The following is a 17,974-nucleotide window of genomic DNA, read 5'->3' as shown; positions in this document are numbered from 1 at the left end:
TTCCTGCCCTAAACAATACAATGCATCACTGCGCCGTATCGCACGGTTCGGGTCCCGTCATTCCAAAGGAATGGCGAAAGGCATCCGAACCCAGCAAAAATGGTGTTCTCATATCAAAACGTGACCGTCTGTAATCGTATCCAAAGACAGTTCCTAAAAACCGTCCGCGAAACTCCGCCGACCACGTTTCTCTTTCTTCTCATATTCAATTGTCAAAAAACAGACCGCAAAAGCCAAAACCCGCAGTCGATAAACACCCAAGAGCCAAACCGAAACCCGGCCCCAAAATCAGCAAATCCGCCAATTTCAATTTGAATGTCTTAGAAGGTTTCCTCGGAAACCCCAGAACGAAGGACTTCGTCGCTAGCAGCGCCGCCGCCCTCGTCAGTGATGTGGCTTATAGATCCGACACCCCGAACCGTCAACAGACAAGTTTCGCGAAATCCAGAAAATCGAGGAAGGCATTGAAATCGTGGGGGAAATTTCGTCATGGCAATGACATGACGCGCAATCAGATCAAAAGCGGGGCGTTATGCGGCACGGATGCGCCCTCAAAGGTGGCGCCATCAGACGAAATTCCTGGGGAGAACGCGCGCTCGTGTGCGTATACGCGCGAGGCACCTTGCGAGCGCCCAGACAAATCCACATTCCAGGCTTAACTGAGAGCCCGGGGACGGGGTTTGAGAGCCTTGGGGGCTGGCGAAGCTGCCGGATAATTTGACTCTCGGGCTCTAATTCGGCACATCCTTGCGCCAATGTGCCACGATGCAAGGGAACAGGGGAGAGAACGACAGGAATGACAACGACGCGCAGCATGTTGTCCTCTCTCGGGAACGAGGCGCCGATCCTTGCGGATGGCCGTCGTGCGCCCGATCGGCGGGAAATTTCGCTGCGCTGGCTGTCAGGCACCTTCCTCACCGGCATCACCTCTTCCATCCTGATGGGGGTCGCGCTCTTTGCAGCGCTTGACGGTCGCCAGCAGCTGGCCATTCCCGCCGAAGCCTTTGCCGCCTTGCCCTCCCCTTCCAAAGCCGACGGTGTTTCCCGCGGCGGCCGTTTGCTGACCAACAACGTCATTGCGATGCCAACGGACCGCAAGGTTCTGGAAGTGGCAACCGTGGTCAAGGACGGCGCCAAGGAAGTCGTGCGCCGCCAGCCCTTTTCACATGTGAAGATGACGCTGGCCGCAAACCATGTCGCAACGGAAAATTACCCACCCTTCGATCCCCTGACGATCTTTTCCAGTGGCGACAGCGATACCGGTACCCCCTCGAATACCGCTATGATCTACGGCTCCGAAGTGGAGTCCGATGTCAGCCTGCAGACAATGCCATTTCCCGTCTCCTCCGCCAAACTGCCCTTCGCGCCGGGCATGTCGCTTGACGAGGTGGAAGAGAATGTGCGCACCAACGGCTCTATCCTGACCGATGGTACGGCGCAGATTTCGGCGCTCACCTATGTGGACCCTCAGCGGTTCGATGGGGATGAAGATGGCCTTCCCTCCATCGGCGGCCCTTTGTCGGCCCGCGTCGTGGAAGAAAACATGTCGGTTTCGGCACCGGAACCGACGACATCCAAAACGCGAGACTATGCCGAGGATGTAATTCCGCTGCGCCAGCCGTCCGGCATTATCGACGCGATGGCCGCCGTCGGTTATCCCAAGGAACAGGCCGGCGATATCGCCACGCATCTCAGCGAAAAACTTGGCACTGCGGATCTTCAGCAGGGTGACGTGCTGCGCATCGGCCTGATCCAGGAGGGCGAAATGGTGTCGATCATTCGCGCCAGCCTGTATCGCAAGGGTCAGCACGTCGCGACCATTGCTGTTGATGACCGTGGACAATTCGTCAACGGCGCCGAGCCCATTCACCTCGATGCCGTCGACAGCGCATTTTCCGACGATGCGCCGGTCATCCTGTCCGGCCGCGAGCTTCCCAGTGTTTATGACGGCATATACCGGGCCGCCCTCTCCTACGGGATGACGGCCGATATGACGGCAACCATGGTGAAATTGCTGGCAAGCAGCGTCGATCTGCAAGCGCAGCTGAGACCGAGCGATACGATCGAGGCGTTCTTTTCAGCTGCTGACGAACAGGGACGCGCCGGACCGCATTCCGAGCTTCTGTATGTCAGCGCGAAGTTCGGTGACACCGTAACCCGCTTTTACCGCTACCAGAACCTCGAGGACAATTCGGTCGATTATTTCGACCAGGACGGCAAGAGCATCCGCCAGTTCCTGCTGCGCAACCCCGTGCCCAACGGTCGGTTGACCTCCGGTTTTGGTATGCGCCGGCACCCGATCCTCGGTTATTCCCGCATGCACACCGGCACCGACTGGGCAGCACCTCGCGGCACACCGATTATTGCGACCGGCAATGGTATCGTGGAAAAGGCGGGCTGGGCATCCGGTTATGGCAACCAGACGATTGTGCGCCACGCCAATGGCTATGAGACTTCCTATAACCACCAGAGCGCTATCGTCAAAAGCGTGCGTGAAGGCGCACGCATCACGCAGGGCCAGGTCATTGGTTATGTCGGCTCGACCGGCTCCTCCACCGGAGCGCATCTGCATTACGAGCTTATCGTCAACGGCACGAAGGTGGATTCCATGAAGGTGCGCCTGCCGGGCGGCAAATCGCTCTCCGGCACGCCGCTTGCCCGCTTCGAGGAAGAACGCAAGCGGATCGATGCGCTTCTGACCAGCAATAGCAGCGAACAGGTCGCCGCCAAGTAAGCCATTCCGAGTGATCGTGGTGCTCGGTCAAAAAAAAGGGCCACCCCGAGGGATGGCCCTTGATCGTCATGCCGCTTCGGCGACATGCCTTTTCACGTTAAACAGCAACCGGTCGGAGCCGGCGCTGACCTTGACTGTGGAAGCATCCGGCACCGTGCCGCCGAGGATCTGTTCGGCGAGCGGATCCTGAACATATTTCTGGATCACGCGCTTCAAGGGACGTGCGCCGTAGACAGGATCATAACCCTTGTCTGCCAGCCATTCGCGGGCATCCGCACCCAGTTCCAGCGTGATCTTGCGATCCGCCAGAAGCTGCAGCAGGCGTACCATCTGGATATCGACGATGGCGCCCATTTCGCTGCGGGCCAGACGGTGGAACAGAACGATCTCGTCGACGCGGTTTAAAAACTCCGGCCGGAACGAGGCCTTCACCACATCCATCACCTGCTCGCGCACGCTATCGACATCCTGGTTTTCACCCAGCGACGTCAGATATTCCGCCCCAAGGTTTGAGGTCATGATGATGATCGTGTTCTTGAAGTCGACCGTGCGGCCCTGCCCGTCCGTCAGGCGCCCGTCATCGAGCACCTGCAGGAGAACGTTGAAGACGTCAGGATGCGCTTTCTCGATCTCGTCGAACAGCACGACCTGATAGGGTTTGCGGCGGATGGCTTCCGTCAGCGCCCCGCCCTCGTCATAACCGACATAACCCGGAGGTGCCCCGATCAGCCGCGAGACGGAATGCTTCTCCATGTACTCCGACATGTCGAGGCGAACCATTGCGGTTTCATCATCGAACAGGAACCGGGCGAGCGACTTGGTAAGCTCTGTCTTCCCAACGCCAGTTGGCCCCAAGAAGATGAACGAACCAATCGGCCGGTTTGGATCCTGAAGGCCGGCGCGCGCACGACGCACGGCCCGCGACACAGCCTGCACCGCATCGCCCTGCCCCACCACGGAACGCGCAAGTTCGTCTTCCATGCGCAAAAGCTTGTCGCGTTCGCCTTCCAGCATCTTGTCGACGGGAATGCCTGTCCAGCGGGACACGATATGGGCGATGTTATCGGGCGTCACCACTTCCTGCACCATAGCATCGGGGCCTGCGCCATCATGGGCTTCGGCTGTTGCCAGATCCTTTTCGAGACCCGGAATGACGCCGTAAGCCAGCTCACCGGCACGCTGGAACTCGCCCTTGCGCTGGGCAATCGCCAGTTCGTTGCGGGCTTCGTCCAGCTGGCGCTTCAGGTCTGCGGCCAGGCCGAGCTTCTGCTTTTCCGCCTGCCAGCGGGCCGTCAGCGCATCGGCCTGTTCCTCGATGGAAGTGAGTTCGGTTTCCAGCCGCTTCAGCCGGTCAGCCGAAGACGTATCGGTTTCCTTCTTCAGGGCCTCGCGCTCGATCTTCAGCTGCATGATGCGGCGATCCAGCTCGTCCAGCTCTTCCGGCTTGCTGTCCACCTGCATGCGCAAACGCGATGCCGCCTCGTCCATGAGGTCGATGGCCTTGTCCGGCAGAAAACGGTCTGTGATGTAGCGGTTGGAAAGGGTCGCCGCCGCCACAAGCGCGGAATCGGAGATCCGCACCTTGTGGTGCTGCTCGTATTTTTCCTTAAGGCCACGCAGGATGGAGATCGTGTCTTCCACCGTCGGCTCGTCCACCATCACGGGCTGGAAACGGCGGGCAAGGGCCGGATCCTTTTCCACATGCTTGCGGTATTCATCAAGCGTGGTGGCACCAACGCAGTGCAGTTCGCCGCGGGCAAGCGCCGGCTTCAGGAGGTTGGATGCATCCATCGCCCCATCCGCCTTGCCGGCACCGACCAGCGTATGCATTTCGTCGATGAACAGGATGATATCGCCGTTTTCCGACTGCACTTCGGAGAGAACGCTCTTCAGGCGCTCCTCGAATTCGCCGCGATATTTCGCGCCGGCAATCAGCGCGCCCATATCGAGCGCCATCAGCTTCTTGTCCTTCAGGCTTTCCGGCACGTCACCATTGATGATGCGCAAGGCGAGACCTTCGGCAATCGCCGTCTTGCCGACGCCCGGCTCACCGATCAGAACCGGATTGTTCTTGGTGCGGCGCGACAGGACCTGGATCGTGCGGCGGATCTCGTCGTCACGGCCGATCACCGGATCGAGCCGGCCTTCGCGGGCTTCCTCGGTCAGGTCGCGGGCGAACTTCTTCAAGGCGTCAAAACCCTGTTCGGCATTGGCGCTGTCGGCGGTGCGGCCCTTGCGGATGTCGTTGATCACCTGGTTCAGCGCCTGCGCGGTCACGCCAGCCTTCTTCAGGGTTGCCGATGTGGAGGCAGAGGTTTCGATGGCCAGCGCCTGCAACAGGCGTTCCACGGTAACGAAACTGTCACCGGCCTTCTTGGAAGCTTCTTCGGCAGTGGTGAAAACCTTGGCAAGCGGCTGCGCCAGATAAACCTGGCCATTGCCGCCGGAGATTTTCGGCAGCTTGGCAAGTGCTGCATCATTGGCAATGCGCGCATCCTTAGGCCTGCCGCCGGCGCGTTCGATCAGCGACGAGGCCATGCCCTGCTCGTCGTCGAGCAGAACCTTCAGCACATGCTCTGGCGTAAACTGCTGGTGCCCTTCCGACAGGGCATGGGTTTGCGCCGATTGCAGGAAACCGCGCACGCGCTCGGAGTATTTTTCGATATTCATGACTGACCTCCATGGATCGTCCTGCCCTTATAGGCGCAAGCCGATAATTGAGATTGAGCCCCCTCAAAAGGCGAGCCCGCGCCGCATTCTTTTGCAATCGAACACGGCATCGTGAGGCCAATATGGTGGCGGTTTTCATGGGTTTAAAGACCGCAAACAGAAAAACCCCGACCAGACGGCCGGGGTTTGATGATTGTCAGATCCTGAGGGATCGAAGGCTTATTCGCCTGCAGCATCGGCAAGCGAAGGCTCGCCTTCAGGGCTTGCTTCACCTTCGCCTTCCGCCGTGCGACGCGGACGGCGCGGACGGTTGCTGGCATTGCGGCGGCGCGGCTGGCGTTCGCGCGGTGCGCCGCCTTCTTCCTCGATTGCAACTTCGGCAGGCGTGCCTTCGATCACCGGCTGCGGACCGCTGCCATCGATGACGGGTGCTTCGGCAACAACCACCGGGGCTGGAGCCACCTTGGGCGCTGCGGGCTGACGCGGGGTCTGCTGGCGCGGAGCCGGCTGGGCTTGCGGTTGCGGCGGTTGAGCCTGGGGCTGTGGCGGCTGAGGCTGCGATTGCTGCGGCTGATGTTGCTGCGACGGCTGATACTGCTGCTGGTAGCCGTTGTCGTCGTTATCGCCCATATCCATGTCGTCGCCATCACGATCATTGTCGCGATCATTATAATCCTGGCGATCGGCGTGCTGGACACGTTCCTGCATCTGCGCCTGGGCTGCTGCAATGATGCGGTTATAATGTTCGGCGTGCTGGAGATAGTTTTCGGCCATGACACGGTCGCCGGCGCTCTGCGCATCGCGGGCAAGGGTCGAATATTTTTCCGCAATATGCTGGGCTGTGCCGCGGATCTTCACATCGGGGCCGGAACTGTCGTAGGTCCGGGTCAGCGGGTTGGAGCCCTTGCGGTTAAAATTGTTACCGCCACCACCGCCGCCGCCATTGTTGTTATTGTTGTTGTTATTGCCGCGCCCCCGACCACGCTTGTTTTGCTGTCCTGGCCTCATCGATCTTTCACCTGAATTCTTTGTGCTTTGCTGATTAAGGGCCACGCGGCCAGCCGGCAACTGCCGGAACAAGGCTTCACGTGCCGCGGACAGGGTCGATCCATCCGTCCCGCCGCTAGTGGAAGTCAGTTTATCTGAATCACACACTAGGTAACGTTCAACCCTTGAGGCCTTCCGAAAAAGGCCAGCTTCCGGTTGAGCTTAACCTGAACGAATCTCCGTTCATTCCCAGCTGCCCAGTGCGTGCCCGCAACCTATCCCGCTTCATCTCCAATTCCAAGCCTTTTCTTTCGCGTCTGCAAAAGGAGCTTAAGGCCCGGCAGGATAACGGTTTTCCCGCGCAAAAACCAATGCGCGATCATTGCCGCCATAGTCGGAAAGCGCCTCGATCAAAGTATAATCATGCGCTGCAAACAAGGCGGAGACGGAAGACTTCTGATCGAAGCCGATCTCCAGGCCGACCACACCGTCTGCCCCTAGAAAGTTGCCGATGCCTTCGGCAATGGCCCTGTAGGCATTAAGCCCGTCAGCGCCTCCATCCAATGCGAGCATCGGATCGAAGTTTCGAACATCGGGCTCAAGTTCGGCAATGACATCACTGTTGATATAGGGGGGATTTGACACGATTATGTCAAACAATCCCTCGATCTTGTCGAACCAGTGGCTTTCCACAGCCATGAACCGGTCGCCCACCCCGTTGAGGTCGGCATTGCGGCGTGCTGTTTCAAGGGCACCGGCCGCAATATCGGCGCCGACCGCCAGAAGTTCGGGCACTTCCTTCAGGAGCGCAATCGCAATCGCACCGGTTCCCGTGCCGAGATCGAGAAGGCGTGCCGAGCCTTTGGTCTCGATAAACCTCTTCAGAGGCACAAGCATCGCCTCGACCAGAATTTCGGTATCCGGGCGTGGCTCCAGCGTGTCTTTCGACAGAAGCAGGCGCACACCATGGAAATCGCGTTGCCCCAGAATACGATGAACCGGTTCGTGTGCCATACGGCGCGCAAGCGCTGCGTCAAGCCTCGCCATCTCCTCGCCTGAAAGCACGCGGTCGCCGCGTAGCACAAGATCCTTCGATGTCAGATCGAAAAGGCCGCAGATCAGGACGCGGGCATCCGTTGCCGCATCGCCAAGGCTGGCAGCGGAAAGCTGCGCGCGCGCCTCGGCAAGTGCTGCGGCAAGGGTGCGGGTCACGGCTGCGGCTCGCCAAGCTGCGCCAGCTGGCCTGCCTGATAATCGGAAATCAGCGCATCAACGACTTCGTCGATTTCCCCAATCATCATGCGGTCCAGCTTGTAGAGCGTCAGGTTGATGCGGTGGTCGGTGACGCGCCCCTGCGGAAAATTATAGGTGCGGATACGCTCAGACCGGTCGCCGGAACCGACCTGGCTCTTGCGGTCGGCGGACCGTTCACTGTCGGCCTTCTGGCGTTCCATGTCATAAAGACGCGAGCGCAGAACCTGCATGGCTTTTGCCCGGTTCTGGTGCTGCGATTTTTCAGAACTGGTGACGACAAGCCCGGTCGGCAGATGGGTGATGCGCACCGCCGAATCGGTGGTGTTGACGTGCTGGCCGCCGGCACCCGACGAGCGCATCGTATCGATGCGGATATCTTCGGCGCGCACCTCGATATCGATCTCCTCGGCTTCCGGCAGAACGGCAACGGTTGCGGCGGAGGTATGGATACGGCCGCTTGCTTCGGTTTCCGGCACGCGCTGCACGCGGTGGACGCCGGATTCGAACTTCAGCTTGGAGAACACACCGCGCCCGGTCACCGTCGCGATGATTTCCTTGTAACCGCCGGCTTCGCCCTCGCTTGCCGAGAGAACCTCCACCTTCCAGCCCTTGGTGGCTGAAAAACGTTCATACATGCGAAACAGGTCGCCGGCAAAAAGGGCGGCTTCCGATCCGCCGGTGCCGGCGCGGATTTCCACAATGGCGCTTTTCTCGTCGGCAGCATCCTTCGGCAGAAGCAGGATCTGCATGTCCTTTTCCAGCGCCTCGATGCGCTCCATCGCATCCGGAAGCTCGGTTTCGGCAAGCTCGCGCATGTCGCGATCGGTCGCCTTGTCCGCCAGCAGCGCCCGAAGATCCGCCTCTTCGGCGATTGCCTTTTCATATTCGCGGATCTTGCCCACAACAGGCTGAAGCTCGGAATATTCAGACGCCAGCTTTACGTAAACATCAGCCGCCGGCCCTTCGGACATGCGCGCTTCGATCTCACCGAAACGGCGTTCCAGTTCACGCATCTTTTCGACAGGAAGCTTCGCCACCGTCTTACACTCCGGTTGTTCTTGTTGTTGTTCTAGACGGGAATATTGTGCGCGGCCGCAAACGCCACAAGAAGTTCGCGCACCGGCGTGATGGAGCGCGTATCATCAAGCGCAGCGTTGAGTTCCATGCCGAGCTGGGCCGCATCGAGCCCCAGCAGCATGGCCTTCACCGGACCGATTGCCGTTGGCGCCATGGAGACCGCACGGAAGCCGACGCCGATCAGGGCCATGGCAGACAGGGGTTTGCCCGCCATTTCACCGCACAGCGTCAGCGGCGTCTTGTTGCGCTCGGCGGCACGCACGATGTCGCGCAGGATACGCAGGAACGGCTTGCCGAGCATGTCGAAACGATCAGACACGCGGGCATTGCCGCGGTCTGCCGCCATCGAGAACTGGAAAAGATCGTTGGAGCCGACAGACACGAAATCGACATGCGCCATCAGTTCATCCAGCTGCCACATCAGCGAGGGCACTTCCAGCATGGCGCCAAACTGCAGCTTGCGCGGCAGCGGATGGCCGAACTTCGAGAGATACTGCACTTCCTTCTGCATCAGATCGCGCACGGCGCGGATTTCCGACACTTCCGTCACCATCGGCAGCATCATTTTCAGCTCGGCGCCGGCGGAGGCGCGCAACAGCGCGCGAAGCTGGGTGCGCAACAGGCCTGGCCGATCGAGCGACAGGCGGATCGCACGCCAGCCGAGCGCCGGGTTTTCCTCTTCCTGGTTGCGGAAATAGGAGACCACCTTGTCGCCGCCGATATCGAGCGTGCGGAACGTCACCGGATGACCGGCCGCCTGACGCAAAACGTTGCGGTAGAACGCCTCCTGCTCCTCGAGCTTCGGCATCGTCGAGGCAATCATGAACTGCAGTTCGGTGCGGAACAGGCCAATGCCTTCCGCGCCGGATTCGGCCAATTGCGGCAGATCCACCATCAGGCCGGCATTCATCATAAGGCTGATGCGCTGGCCGTCCTTGGTCACCGAATCCACGTCGCGCAGAGCACGGAACTGCTCCTGCCGGCGGGCGCGCAGTTTTACCTTTTCCTCGTAGGCCTTCACCAGATCGGCCATCGGGCGCAGGTGCACCTGCCCGTCATCACCATCGATGATGATGGAATCACCGTTTTCTGCAAGCGCCACGATGCCGGCCGCCTGACCGACCACCGGAATGCCCATGGCACGCGCAACAATCACCACATGGCTGGTCACTGCGCCATCTTCCAGCACGAGGCCGCGAATATTCATCCGCGGATAATCGAGAAGTTCGGCCGCTCCCATGGCGCGGGCAAAGATCACCGCATCGGTCGGGAACCCCTCATCGAAGGCGCGTCCGGAAAAACCGGTCAACTGGCGCAGCAGCCGGTTGGCCAGATCATCAAAATCATGCATCCGCTCGCGCAGATAAGGGTCGGTGAGGCGCATCATGCGCGCCTTGGTGTCGCTCTGCACCTTTTCGACGGCCGCTTCTGCCGTGAGCCCGTTGCGGATCGCCTCTTCCATGCGCCGCACCCAGCCCTGGTCATGGGCAAACATGCGGTAGGTTTCGAGAACTTCGCGGTGCTCGCCCTCCTGGGACACTTCGCGGCGCGACAGCATGTCGTCGATCGACAGACGCAGCGAACCGATCGCCTCAACCAGTCGCACGATTTCCTTGTCGGCATCCTCGTTCAGGAGGTTCGTGACGACGATACGCGGTTCGTGCAGAACCACATGGCCAAGGCCGATGCCCTCGTTATAACCGTCCGCCTCGATGGTGATGGCGCGCGTCAGATCGAGTTCCAGCCCCGGCTGGGTGATTTTCTTCAGTTCTCCGGTCGCAATCATCTCGGCGATCACCATAGCGGTGGTTTCAAGCGCCTCGACCTCGTCTTCGCGGTAATTGCGCTGCGCCTTGTTCTGGACGACGAGCACGCCCAAAGTGCGACCGGCGCGCAAAATCGGCACGCCGAGGAAGGAGTGGTAAATTTCTTCACCGGTTTCAGGCAGATAACGGAAGGCCGGATGCGCCTGCGCATCGGAGAGGTTCAGCGGCTGGGCGGACGCGGCAATCGTGCCGACAAGGCCCTGCCCCATTTTCAGCTGGGCCAGATGCACCGAATCCTTGTTGAGACCTTCGGTGGCGTAAAGCTCGAGCACGCCATCGGATCGCAACACGTAGACGGAGCAAACCTCCGCCACCATGTTGCTGGCGATCTGGCGCACGATCCGGTCAAGCCGCTCCTGCGGCTCCAGCGGCTCGGCCATCAATTCCCGCAGTCTCTTCAGCAGGACGCGCGGGCCCGCCGACAGGTCTCTCATCGGCATGTTCGCTCCCGAATTCGGCTCTGTCCCATCCGGAAGATGGCGTGGCGACTCAAGTTTGAGGCGGCACAACCAACCGGTTCAAGATCAACTCTTATCGAGACCGTAAGCAGAATGCAAAGTCCGAACTGCGAGTTCGGAATAAGCACCGTCAATCAGGATGGAAATCTTGATTTCCGAGGTGGTGATCGCCTTGATGTTGATGCTTTTTTCGGCAAGTGCCTTGAACGCAGTCGCAGCCACACCGGCGTGGCTGCGCATGCCGATGCCCACAACCGAGACTTTGCACAGGCCCGTCTCGTTCTGCACCACGTCGAAGCCGATCTTGGCCTTGTTGTCTTCCAGAACCTTCATGGCCTTTTCGACATCGCCGAACGGCACGGTGAAGGTCATGTCGGTGCGCGAGCCATCTTCCGAGATGTTCTGCACGATCATATCGACATTAATATGCGCCTCGGCCAGCGGCCCAAAAATGGCTGCTGAAACGCCCGGCCGGTCGGCGAGGCGACGCAGCGAAATCTGCGCTTCATCCTTGGCATAGGCGATGCCGGTAACGACTTCCTGTTCCACGATTTCTTCCTCGTCGCAAATCAACGTGCCGGGCGGATTGATGAGGTCACCCATGCCCGGCGCATCGGGATCCTCGAAACTGGAGCGAACGAAGGTGCGCACCTTGTGAACCATGGCAAGCTCCACGGAGCGAACCTGCAGCACCTTGGCGCCGAGGGATGCCATTTCCAGCATTTCCTCGAACGAGATCTTCTTCATGCGGCGTGCCTTGGGCACGATGCGCGGATCGGTCGTGTAGACGCCGTCCACGTCGGTGTAGATGTCGCAGCGATCAGCCTTGACGGCAGCTGCAATCGCCACGGCAGATGTATCGGAACCGCCACGGCCGAGCGTTGCAATGCGGTTATCAGGGCCGATGCCCTGGAAGCCGGCGACGACAGCCACCTGCCCCTCGCCCATGCGGCGAACAAGCTCGGTTCCGTCGATATCCACGATGCGGGCAGCGCCATGGGTATTGTCGGTGCGGATCGGGATCTGCCAGCCCTGCCAGGAGCGGGCATTAATGCCCATGGATTGCAGCGCGATGGCCAGAATGCCTGATGTCACCTGTTCGCCGGAGGCGACGACGGCATCATATTCCCGCGCATCGTAGAAGGGCGAGGTGGCGCCTGCGACCTTCGGCATGTCCTGCACCCAGCCAACCAGTTCATTGGTCTTGCCGGACATGGCCGAGACGACCACAGCCACTTCATGGCCGGCATCGACCTCGCGTTTCACATGGCGCGCCACATTATGGATGCGTTCGAGATTGGCGACCGACGTGCCGCCGAACTTCATGACAATGCGAGCCATATCCGACCAAAACCACCTTATCGCGCTTGAACACACAAGGCGCGGCTTAAAATTGAAAAGCCTTTTGCCACGGGGGTAAAGGCTTGCGGCGTCCTCTTAGCGAAAAGGGTTCCACGGTGCAATGGGCAAGAGGTGGCCTACAACGCGCAAACGCGGCACCTTTCGGCGCCGCGTTTCCATTGGTTGGTCATTGAAGAACTTACTGGCCCGGCAGCGGGCACGGGTTTTCCTGCGTGCAGCGGTCGGAGGGAACCCAGCTGCCCTGGGGGCCCCGCTGGCGATCCCGGTTCTGATAGCCGTCGGGGACCGGCTGTGCCTGGTCTTGACGCCTGCTGTCATCGGGGCGTCGGTTGTCATCGGGACGCCAGCCATCACCACGATCACGGCGGTCACCATCCCAGTTGCGGCTGCCGTCACGACCATCAGAACCGGGGCGGCCATCATAGCGATTGCGGTCGTCCGGTCTGTTTCTGTCATCGCGGCGATTGCCGTCATCGTAGCGATAGCGGTCGTTCATGCCGTTGCGGTCTTCGTAGCGATAACGGCCGTCTTCCCGATAGCGGTTGGGGTCGCGGATCGGATCATCACGGCGACTGTCATAACGGGGCGGCGGCGGTGGCGGGGTATCGCGACGATAATCCCAGCCGCGCCAGCGGTCACGCTCGCGGTAGAAATCACGACCGCTGTAATAACGCCGCCAGTAGGTATCGACGTCAAAGGTGATCGTCGGAATGCCGAGCGGACGGTAATATTGGCGGTCGACATAAACGCGGTTCTGGCGATAGGTCGTCTGGATGTAATTGCCCGACACCCAGCCGCGGCCGCGCGCAAACGAGACATCACACCAGTTGACCGTATCGAGGCAACCATTGATGCTGATCGGCGCGCCGACCGGGATAACCACCACAGCCGGATAACGGGTGCTCGGGCCGGAGCGCATGTTGACATTTGCCGTGGCAAAACCTTGCGTGGCAGCAGATGCAAGGCTGGGAAAGGCCAACAACGCCCCCACCGCCAAAGCTTTGTAAATATGACGTTTCACTGGTTTCCTCCTTGGGAATTCTTTATGCTCGGCGCAAACGTCCCTTCTGTTGCCAGCAGGTCGTCCGGAATTTGTTTTTTTAATGTCGAGATGCTCGCCCGTGCGTTATCCGCCGCCCTTTCAACCGCTGCGACATTCCGGCGGACTTGACAAGAGCTGCCGGCGGACCGACTTCAGACGAGAATGACAGGGAGCTGCACCATGACCGAAGCATCCGCAACGACGATTGACCAGGCTGAAGTGGACCGCTTTTCCGCCATGGCTGCGGAATGGTGGAGCCCGACGGGAAAATTCAAGCCGCTGCACAAGTTCAACCCGGTGCGGCTTGCCTATATCCGCGACCGCGTCTGCGAAAATTTCGGCCGTGAGCCCAAAAGCAACCGTCCCTTCGAGGGTCTGCGTTTTCTTGATATCGGCTGCGGCGGCGGGCTTTTGTCGGAGCCGATGGCCCGCATGGGCGCGACGGTCATCGGTGCTGACCCCTCGGAAAAGAACATCCGCATTGCCCAGACCCATGCCACCGAAAGCGGCGTCACCGTCGATTACCGTGCAGAAACCGCCGAAAAGCTGGCGGCGGCGGGCGAAACCTTCGACGTGATCCTCAACATGGAAGTGGTGGAGCATGTGGCAGACGTGAACCTGTTCATGACCACCTGCGCCTCGATGCTGCGTCCCGGCGGCCTGATGTTCATCGCCACCATCAACCGCACGATGAAAGCCAATGCGCTGGCCATCTTTGCCGCGGAAAACATCCTGCGCTGGCTGCCGAAGGGCACGCATCAATATGAAAAGCTGGTGCGTCCTGAAGAAATCGAGCGTCCGCTCAGCGCCTCCGGCCTGACCATCACCCACCGCACCGGCGTATTCTACAACGTGCTGCAGGATCGCTGGAACCTGTCGAAGGACATGGACGTGAATTACATGATGCTGGCGAGGCGCGAGGGCTGAGCAAACAGCCTGCAGGCGCGCCTTCGGATATGCCGTCGGCCTAGTTCGTATCGTCGGGCAGAACCGGCAGGGGGGCAATCTCGATGCCTTCCTCGATCAGGTCTTTGACCTCGGCAAGGCTTGCTTTTCCCATGATGCCGCGGGCATCGGCTTCGCCGTAATGGATTTTTCGCGCCTCTTCGGGAAAACGCTCGCCGACATCCTCGGCGTTCGCCTTGATGGTGGCCACCATCTCCTTCAATTTGACGATGGTTTCCTGGCGCGCCACATCCATCGCCACCTGCTGGCGGGCTTCCTTGTCGCGTGCGGTGGAGACAGACGGCGCCATCAGGCTTTTTGAAATGGCCGACGAGCCGCAGACCGGGCAGGTGAGAAAACCGCTTTCCACCTGCCGGTCGAAATCGGCCCCTTGCGAGAACCACCCTTCGAAGGAATGGGCGTTGTCGCAGATGAGGGAATAACGGATCACGCCGCCTCGCCTCCAGCCGGCGCCACGGCTTGCGATGTGGCAAGCGTGAAGTCACGCGCATTCTTCAGGTTCGGTATTTTTGCCCGGGCGGCCTTTGCGGCTGCCATGTCCAGTTCGGCCATAACCACGGCTTCGCCGGCACCCCCGGCCGATGCCAGCACGCGCCCCCAGGGATCAATGATCATCGAATGGCCATAGGTTTCCCGGCCATCCTCGTGAACGCCGCCTTGCGCGGCGGCAATCAGGAAGGCGCCGTTTTCGATGGCGCGGGCCCTCAGCAGAATTTCCCAATGCGCCTCGCCGGTCTGGCGCGTAAAAGCGGCCGGAACCGTCAGGATTTCGGCCCCGGCGACGGCTTCGGCACGAAACAGCTGCGGGAAACGCACGTCGTAGCAGATGGCAAAACCCAGTTTCGCAAATCCGAGATCGGCGACACGCGCCTCCGTACCCGGCTGATAGGCGGCACTTTCACGCCAGCTTTCGCCATTGTCGAGATCGACGTCGAACATGTGGATCTTGTCGTAGGAACAGATGCGCGCGCCATCCGGCGCAAACAGGAAACCGCGATTGGCGATCTTGTCGTCGCCGGCGCCGCGCGCAATGGCGGTGGAGCCGACATGGACATGGATCTTGAGGTCGCGTGCAAGCTCTGCTGCGCGCGAAACGATGAGGTCACTATCTTCGCCGCGCAGGATGGCGCGCAGTTCGGCGCGGTTCTTCTGCAGCGCGCCGGTCATTTCCGGGGTCTGGACATAAACGGCACCCTGGCCTGCCGCCTCGCGCACGAGGCGGGCCATGTCGTCCGCATTCTTCTGCGGATCGACGCCGGAACACATCTGGATGGCTGCGACCTTGACCGTCATCTTACACCTTATGCAGCCAGAAGCGGATCGAGCTTGCCATCACGGTCGAGCGCGTGCAGATCGTCGCAACCGCCGACATGCCGGCCGTCGATGAAGATCTGCGGGAAGGTTGAGCCGCCATTGGCCTTCTGGATCATCTCCTGGCGCAGTTCCTGCGAAAAGGTGGCGTCATGTTCGGTAAAATTCACGCCCTTCGACTGCAGCAAAGCCTTGGCGCGGGCGCAATAACCGCACATCTGGCGGGTGTAGATGACGACGTCTGCCATGATGATCTCCGTGAGAGGAAACGCTATCGCGTAATCTTGATGCTGTCCGTCATATAGGCTCGGCCAGCGCCATTGCAAAGGTCAAAACCGTGACGTCGGCGGCCCCTGCCCGCTTCAGCGCACGCGCGGCAGACGACACGGTGGCACCGGTGGTAAACACGTCGTCCACCAGCACCAGCCGCTTGCCGAAAACCTGATGTTCCTCGCCCTTCACCACGCGAAAGGCGGCCCGCACATTCTCCTCGCGGCCGCGTGCGGACAATCCCACCTGCCGGCTGGTGCGCTTTCGGCGCATCAGGGCGCGGGTGAGAAGCGGGCGGTGGCTGACGTGCGCCAGATGGCGGCCAAGTTCCGCTGCCTGGTTGAACCGCCGCTGCATCAGCCGCGTCCAGTGCAAGGGCACCGGGATGATGGCATCGCAAAGCGTCAAATGCTCTCCGGCCGCCCGTGCCATCCAGGCTGCCATCATTGGCGCGAGATCCGTGCGGTCGCGGTATTTGAGGCCATGAACCAGCGTGCGCGCGGCCCCCTCATGCAGCGCCACAGCCCGCAGCCGGTCGAAGATCGGCGGCTCGGCAATGGCAAGCGCCGAGACCATGCCCTCCCCCGGATCATGGGCGAAGGGAATGCCCAGAATTTCGCAATAGGGTTTTTCAATAAACCGCATGCGGCCCCAGCACGCCCCGCAGAGGCCATAATGACCGGCGGTCCGCACACCGCAGGCGGCACAACAGGGGGGATAGACCAGATCGAGCACTGGCCGCAGCAAAAGGCGCGGCGAAAACCATCGCGTGACGCCCTCGATTTTCTCCGCCTCGTCCACCATGTCTTGACATTAGCGGCTCGTCAGCGCCCATGCGACACGAAAATGTAGAGGTCGCCGCCTGACCGACACCTGCCCTCAACGATTTTGGACGCACAGCATGGACATCCTCTTCGACCTGCCATTGGTAACCGCACGGCGCGAACGCGCCATGGCAAGGGCCGTTGCAGGAACCGATTTCCTGCTCGACATCGCCGCCAATGAACTTGCCGAGCGGCTGAGTGTGGTGGAACGCCATTTCGAGGAAGCGGTGGAACTGCATGGCGGCGGCGGCAATGCCGCGCGGGCCGCGTTGCAAACCGGCAAGATCGGCCACCTCTCGCGCATCGAGACCAGCGCGGTTTTTGCCAAGGCCGGAGAGGCCATTTCCACGGCCGGCCTTGAGGACATGCCGCTGGCAGACCAGTCGGTCAATCTCGTCCTCTCACCACTATCGCTGCATCTCACCAATGATACGCCGGGCATGTTGATCCGCATCCGCCGGGCGCTGAAGCCGGATGGTCTGTTCATGGCCGCCATTCCCGGTGCCGGCACGCTGTCTGAACTGCGCGACGTGCTTCTGGCGGCGGAAGCCGAACTGTTTGGCGGCGCAAGCCCCCGCGTCATTCCGTTTTCCGACGTGCGCGACATCGGCGCCCTCATGCAGCGGGCGGGCTTTGCGCTGCCGGTCATCGATGCGGAAACCTACACAGTGCGCTACGACACACTGTTTCACCTGATGCGGGATCTGCGCGCCATGGGCATGGGAAATCCGCTTGCCGGGCGCAGCAGAACACCGCTGACGCGGGCGTTTTTTGTGCGGGCAGCGGAAATTTACGCGGAGCGTTATTCCGATCCGGACGGGCGCATCCGCGCCACCTTCACCATTGTCTACACGTCCGGCTGGGCGCCGCATGAAAGCCAGCAGAAACCGTTGAAGCCAGGATCTGCCAAGATGCGGCTGGCCGATGCGCTGCGCGTACCCAAGGATCCGGAATAAAGCCGTGTGAAGATTTTCGGTGCCTTATCGCCTTTGCGGTCACCGGTGCCGGGCAGGATTATCAGGCGGCGGAAAACACGGCAGCAAGGCTAGCAAGCATGTCCTGCAGGGCGCCCGTGAAGGAGCCAAAGCCCGCCACCACTGCCGCAGACAGAATGGCGAGGATCAAACCGTATTCCACCGCTGTCGCACCGTGATTATCAACGAAGAATTTTCGCAAGGTCGCCATGCTGCCTC

At 60.6% G+C, this 17,974-nt stretch carries 15 protein-coding genes; 3 read left to right on the top strand and 12 right to left on the bottom strand.

Annotated elements, in window-relative coordinates; all coding sequences use genetic code 11:
• Nucleotides 1–796 precede the first annotated feature (796 nt).
• On the top strand, nucleotides 797–2,734 hold the full coding sequence (locus tag AC4CWH_RS18625) for a M23 family metallopeptidase (protein ID WP_491319865.1): 1,938 nt from the start codon (nucleotides 797–799) through the stop codon (nucleotides 2,732–2,734).
• Nucleotides 2,735–2,800: 66 nt separating this feature from the next.
• On the opposite strand, the gene clpB is transcribed toward AC4CWH_RS18625, so the two are convergent.
• From clpB to AC4CWH_RS18590, 7 genes are all read right to left on the bottom strand, one after another.
• The gene (clpB, locus tag AC4CWH_RS18620) at nucleotides 2,801–5,404 is read right to left on the bottom strand and encodes an ATP-dependent chaperone ClpB (protein WP_491319864.1); all 2,604 of its coding nucleotides are present in this window, start codon (nucleotides 5,402–5,404) and stop codon (nucleotides 2,801–2,803) included.
• Between the two features lie 219 nt (nucleotides 5,405–5,623).
• On the bottom strand, nucleotides 5,624–6,412 hold the full coding sequence (locus tag AC4CWH_RS18615) for a DUF4167 domain-containing protein (protein ID WP_491319863.1): 789 nt from the start codon (nucleotides 6,410–6,412) through the stop codon (nucleotides 5,624–5,626).
• 309 nt (nucleotides 6,413–6,721) lie between these two features.
• Nucleotides 6,722–7,603, bottom strand: coding sequence for a peptide chain release factor N(5)-glutamine methyltransferase (gene prmC, locus AC4CWH_RS18610; RefSeq protein ID WP_491319862.1), 882 nt, complete (start codon nucleotides 7,601–7,603; stop codon nucleotides 6,722–6,724).
• A complete protein-coding gene (gene prfA / locus AC4CWH_RS18605) occupies nucleotides 7,600–8,682 on the bottom strand; it encodes a peptide chain release factor 1 (RefSeq protein ID WP_491319861.1) in 1,083 nt (360 codons plus the stop codon). The genes prmC and prfA overlap by 4 nt, the downstream gene beginning before the upstream one ends.
• A 32-nt stretch (nucleotides 8,683–8,714) precedes the next feature.
• Complete coding sequence (ptsP, locus tag AC4CWH_RS18600) at nucleotides 8,715–10,982, bottom strand: phosphoenolpyruvate--protein phosphotransferase (protein WP_491321478.1); 2,268 nt, start codon at nucleotides 10,980–10,982, stop codon at nucleotides 8,715–8,717.
• A 90-nt stretch (nucleotides 10,983–11,072) separates the two neighbouring features.
• Nucleotides 11,073–12,347, bottom strand: a complete 1,275-nt coding sequence (locus AC4CWH_RS18595; RefSeq protein WP_491283576.1) for an aspartate kinase — start codon at nucleotides 12,345–12,347, stop codon at nucleotides 11,073–11,075.
• 199 nt (nucleotides 12,348–12,546) lie between these two features.
• Entirely contained in the window at nucleotides 12,547–13,389 is an 843-nt protein-coding gene (locus AC4CWH_RS18590) for an SH3 domain-containing protein (RefSeq protein ID WP_491319860.1), read from the bottom strand.
• Between the two features lie 201 nt (nucleotides 13,390–13,590).
• On the opposite strand from AC4CWH_RS18590, the gene ubiG reads away from it, so the two are divergent.
• The gene (gene ubiG, locus AC4CWH_RS18585) at nucleotides 13,591–14,337 is read left to right on the top strand and encodes a bifunctional 2-polyprenyl-6-hydroxyphenol methylase/3-demethylubiquinol 3-O-methyltransferase UbiG (protein ID WP_491319859.1); all 747 of its coding nucleotides are present in this window, start codon (nucleotides 13,591–13,593) and stop codon (nucleotides 14,335–14,337) included.
• Nucleotides 14,338–14,377: 40 nt separating this feature from the next.
• On the opposite strand, the gene AC4CWH_RS18580 is transcribed toward ubiG, so the two are convergent.
• Genes AC4CWH_RS18580 through AC4CWH_RS18565 form a run of 4 tightly spaced genes read right to left on the bottom strand, consistent with a single transcriptional unit; the run spans nucleotide 14,378 to nucleotide 16,761 of the window.
• Nucleotides 14,378–14,806 (bottom strand): DUF1178 family protein, encoded by a 429-nt coding sequence (locus tag AC4CWH_RS18580; protein ID WP_491283573.1) that lies wholly within the window; start codon nucleotides 14,804–14,806, stop codon nucleotides 14,378–14,380.
• On the bottom strand, nucleotides 14,803–15,669 hold the full coding sequence (locus tag AC4CWH_RS18575; protein WP_491319858.1) for a carbon-nitrogen hydrolase family protein: 867 nt from the start codon (nucleotides 15,667–15,669) through the stop codon (nucleotides 14,803–14,805). Before AC4CWH_RS18575 ends, AC4CWH_RS18580 begins: the two co-directional genes overlap by 4 nt.
• Nucleotides 15,670–15,677: 8 nt before the next feature.
• On the bottom strand, nucleotides 15,678–15,935 hold the full coding sequence (grxC, locus tag AC4CWH_RS18570) for a glutaredoxin 3 (RefSeq protein WP_210105686.1): 258 nt from the start codon (nucleotides 15,933–15,935) through the stop codon (nucleotides 15,678–15,680).
• A gap of 49 nt (nucleotides 15,936–15,984) precedes the next feature.
• Nucleotides 15,985–16,761 carry a ComF family protein gene (locus AC4CWH_RS18565; RefSeq protein WP_491319857.1) on the bottom strand — a complete coding sequence of 259 codons (777 nt, stop codon included), beginning with the start codon at nucleotides 16,759–16,761 and terminating at the stop codon, nucleotides 15,985–15,987.
• A gap of 97 nt (nucleotides 16,762–16,858) precedes the next feature.
• Between AC4CWH_RS18565 and AC4CWH_RS18560 the strand changes: the two genes are divergently transcribed.
• Nucleotides 16,859–17,737, top strand: a complete 879-nt coding sequence (locus tag AC4CWH_RS18560) for a methyltransferase domain-containing protein (protein ID WP_491319856.1) — start codon at nucleotides 16,859–16,861, stop codon at nucleotides 17,735–17,737.
• Between the two features lie 61 nt (nucleotides 17,738–17,798).
• On the opposite strand, the gene AC4CWH_RS18555 is transcribed toward AC4CWH_RS18560, so the two are convergent.
• Nucleotides 17,799–17,966 carry a Flp family type IVb pilin gene (locus tag AC4CWH_RS18555; RefSeq protein WP_491319855.1) on the bottom strand — a complete coding sequence of 56 codons (168 nt, stop codon included), beginning with the start codon at nucleotides 17,964–17,966 and terminating at the stop codon, nucleotides 17,799–17,801.
• Between the last annotated feature and the right edge of the window lie 8 nt (nucleotides 17,967–17,974).

The sequence above is a fragment of the Neorhizobium sp. PAMB6716 genome (assembly GCF_058242805.1).
Note: the sequence above shows the minus strand (reverse complement) of the source record. Positions and strands in the feature narration are given on the sequence as shown.

Excerpts from the sequence above, each read along its gene's own strand:
- AC4CWH_RS18625 (WP_491319865.1), top strand. The coding sequence starts at position 797 with ATGACAACGACGCGCAGCATGTTGTCCTCTCTCGGGAACGAGGCGCCG.
- clpB (WP_491319864.1), bottom strand. The coding sequence starts at position 5,404 with ATGAATATCGAAAAATACTCCGAGCGCGTGCGCGGTTTCCTGCAATCG.
- AC4CWH_RS18615 (WP_491319863.1), bottom strand. The coding sequence starts at position 6,412 with ATGAGGCCAGGACAGCAAAACAAGCGTGGTCGGGGGCGCGGCAATAAC.
- ptsP (WP_491321478.1), bottom strand. The coding sequence starts at position 10,982 with ATGAGAGACCTGTCGGCGGGCCCGCGCGTCCTGCTGAAGAGACTGCGG.
- AC4CWH_RS18595 (WP_491283576.1), bottom strand. The coding sequence starts at position 12,347 with ATGGCTCGCATTGTCATGAAGTTCGGCGGCACGTCGGTCGCCAATCTC.
- ubiG (WP_491319859.1), top strand. The coding sequence starts at position 13,591 with ATGACCGAAGCATCCGCAACGACGATTGACCAGGCTGAAGTGGACCGC.
- AC4CWH_RS18575 (WP_491319858.1), bottom strand. The coding sequence starts at position 15,669 with ATGACGGTCAAGGTCGCAGCCATCCAGATGTGTTCCGGCGTCGATCCG.
- grxC (WP_210105686.1), bottom strand. The coding sequence starts at position 15,935 with ATGGCAGACGTCGTCATCTACACCCGCCAGATGTGCGGTTATTGCGCC.
- AC4CWH_RS18565 (WP_491319857.1), bottom strand. The coding sequence starts at position 16,761 with ATGGTGGACGAGGCGGAGAAAATCGAGGGCGTCACGCGATGGTTTTCG.
- AC4CWH_RS18560 (WP_491319856.1), top strand. The coding sequence starts at position 16,859 with ATGGACATCCTCTTCGACCTGCCATTGGTAACCGCACGGCGCGAACGC.
- AC4CWH_RS18555 (WP_491319855.1), bottom strand. The coding sequence starts at position 17,966 with ATGGCGACCTTGCGAAAATTCTTCGTTGATAATCACGGTGCGACAGCG.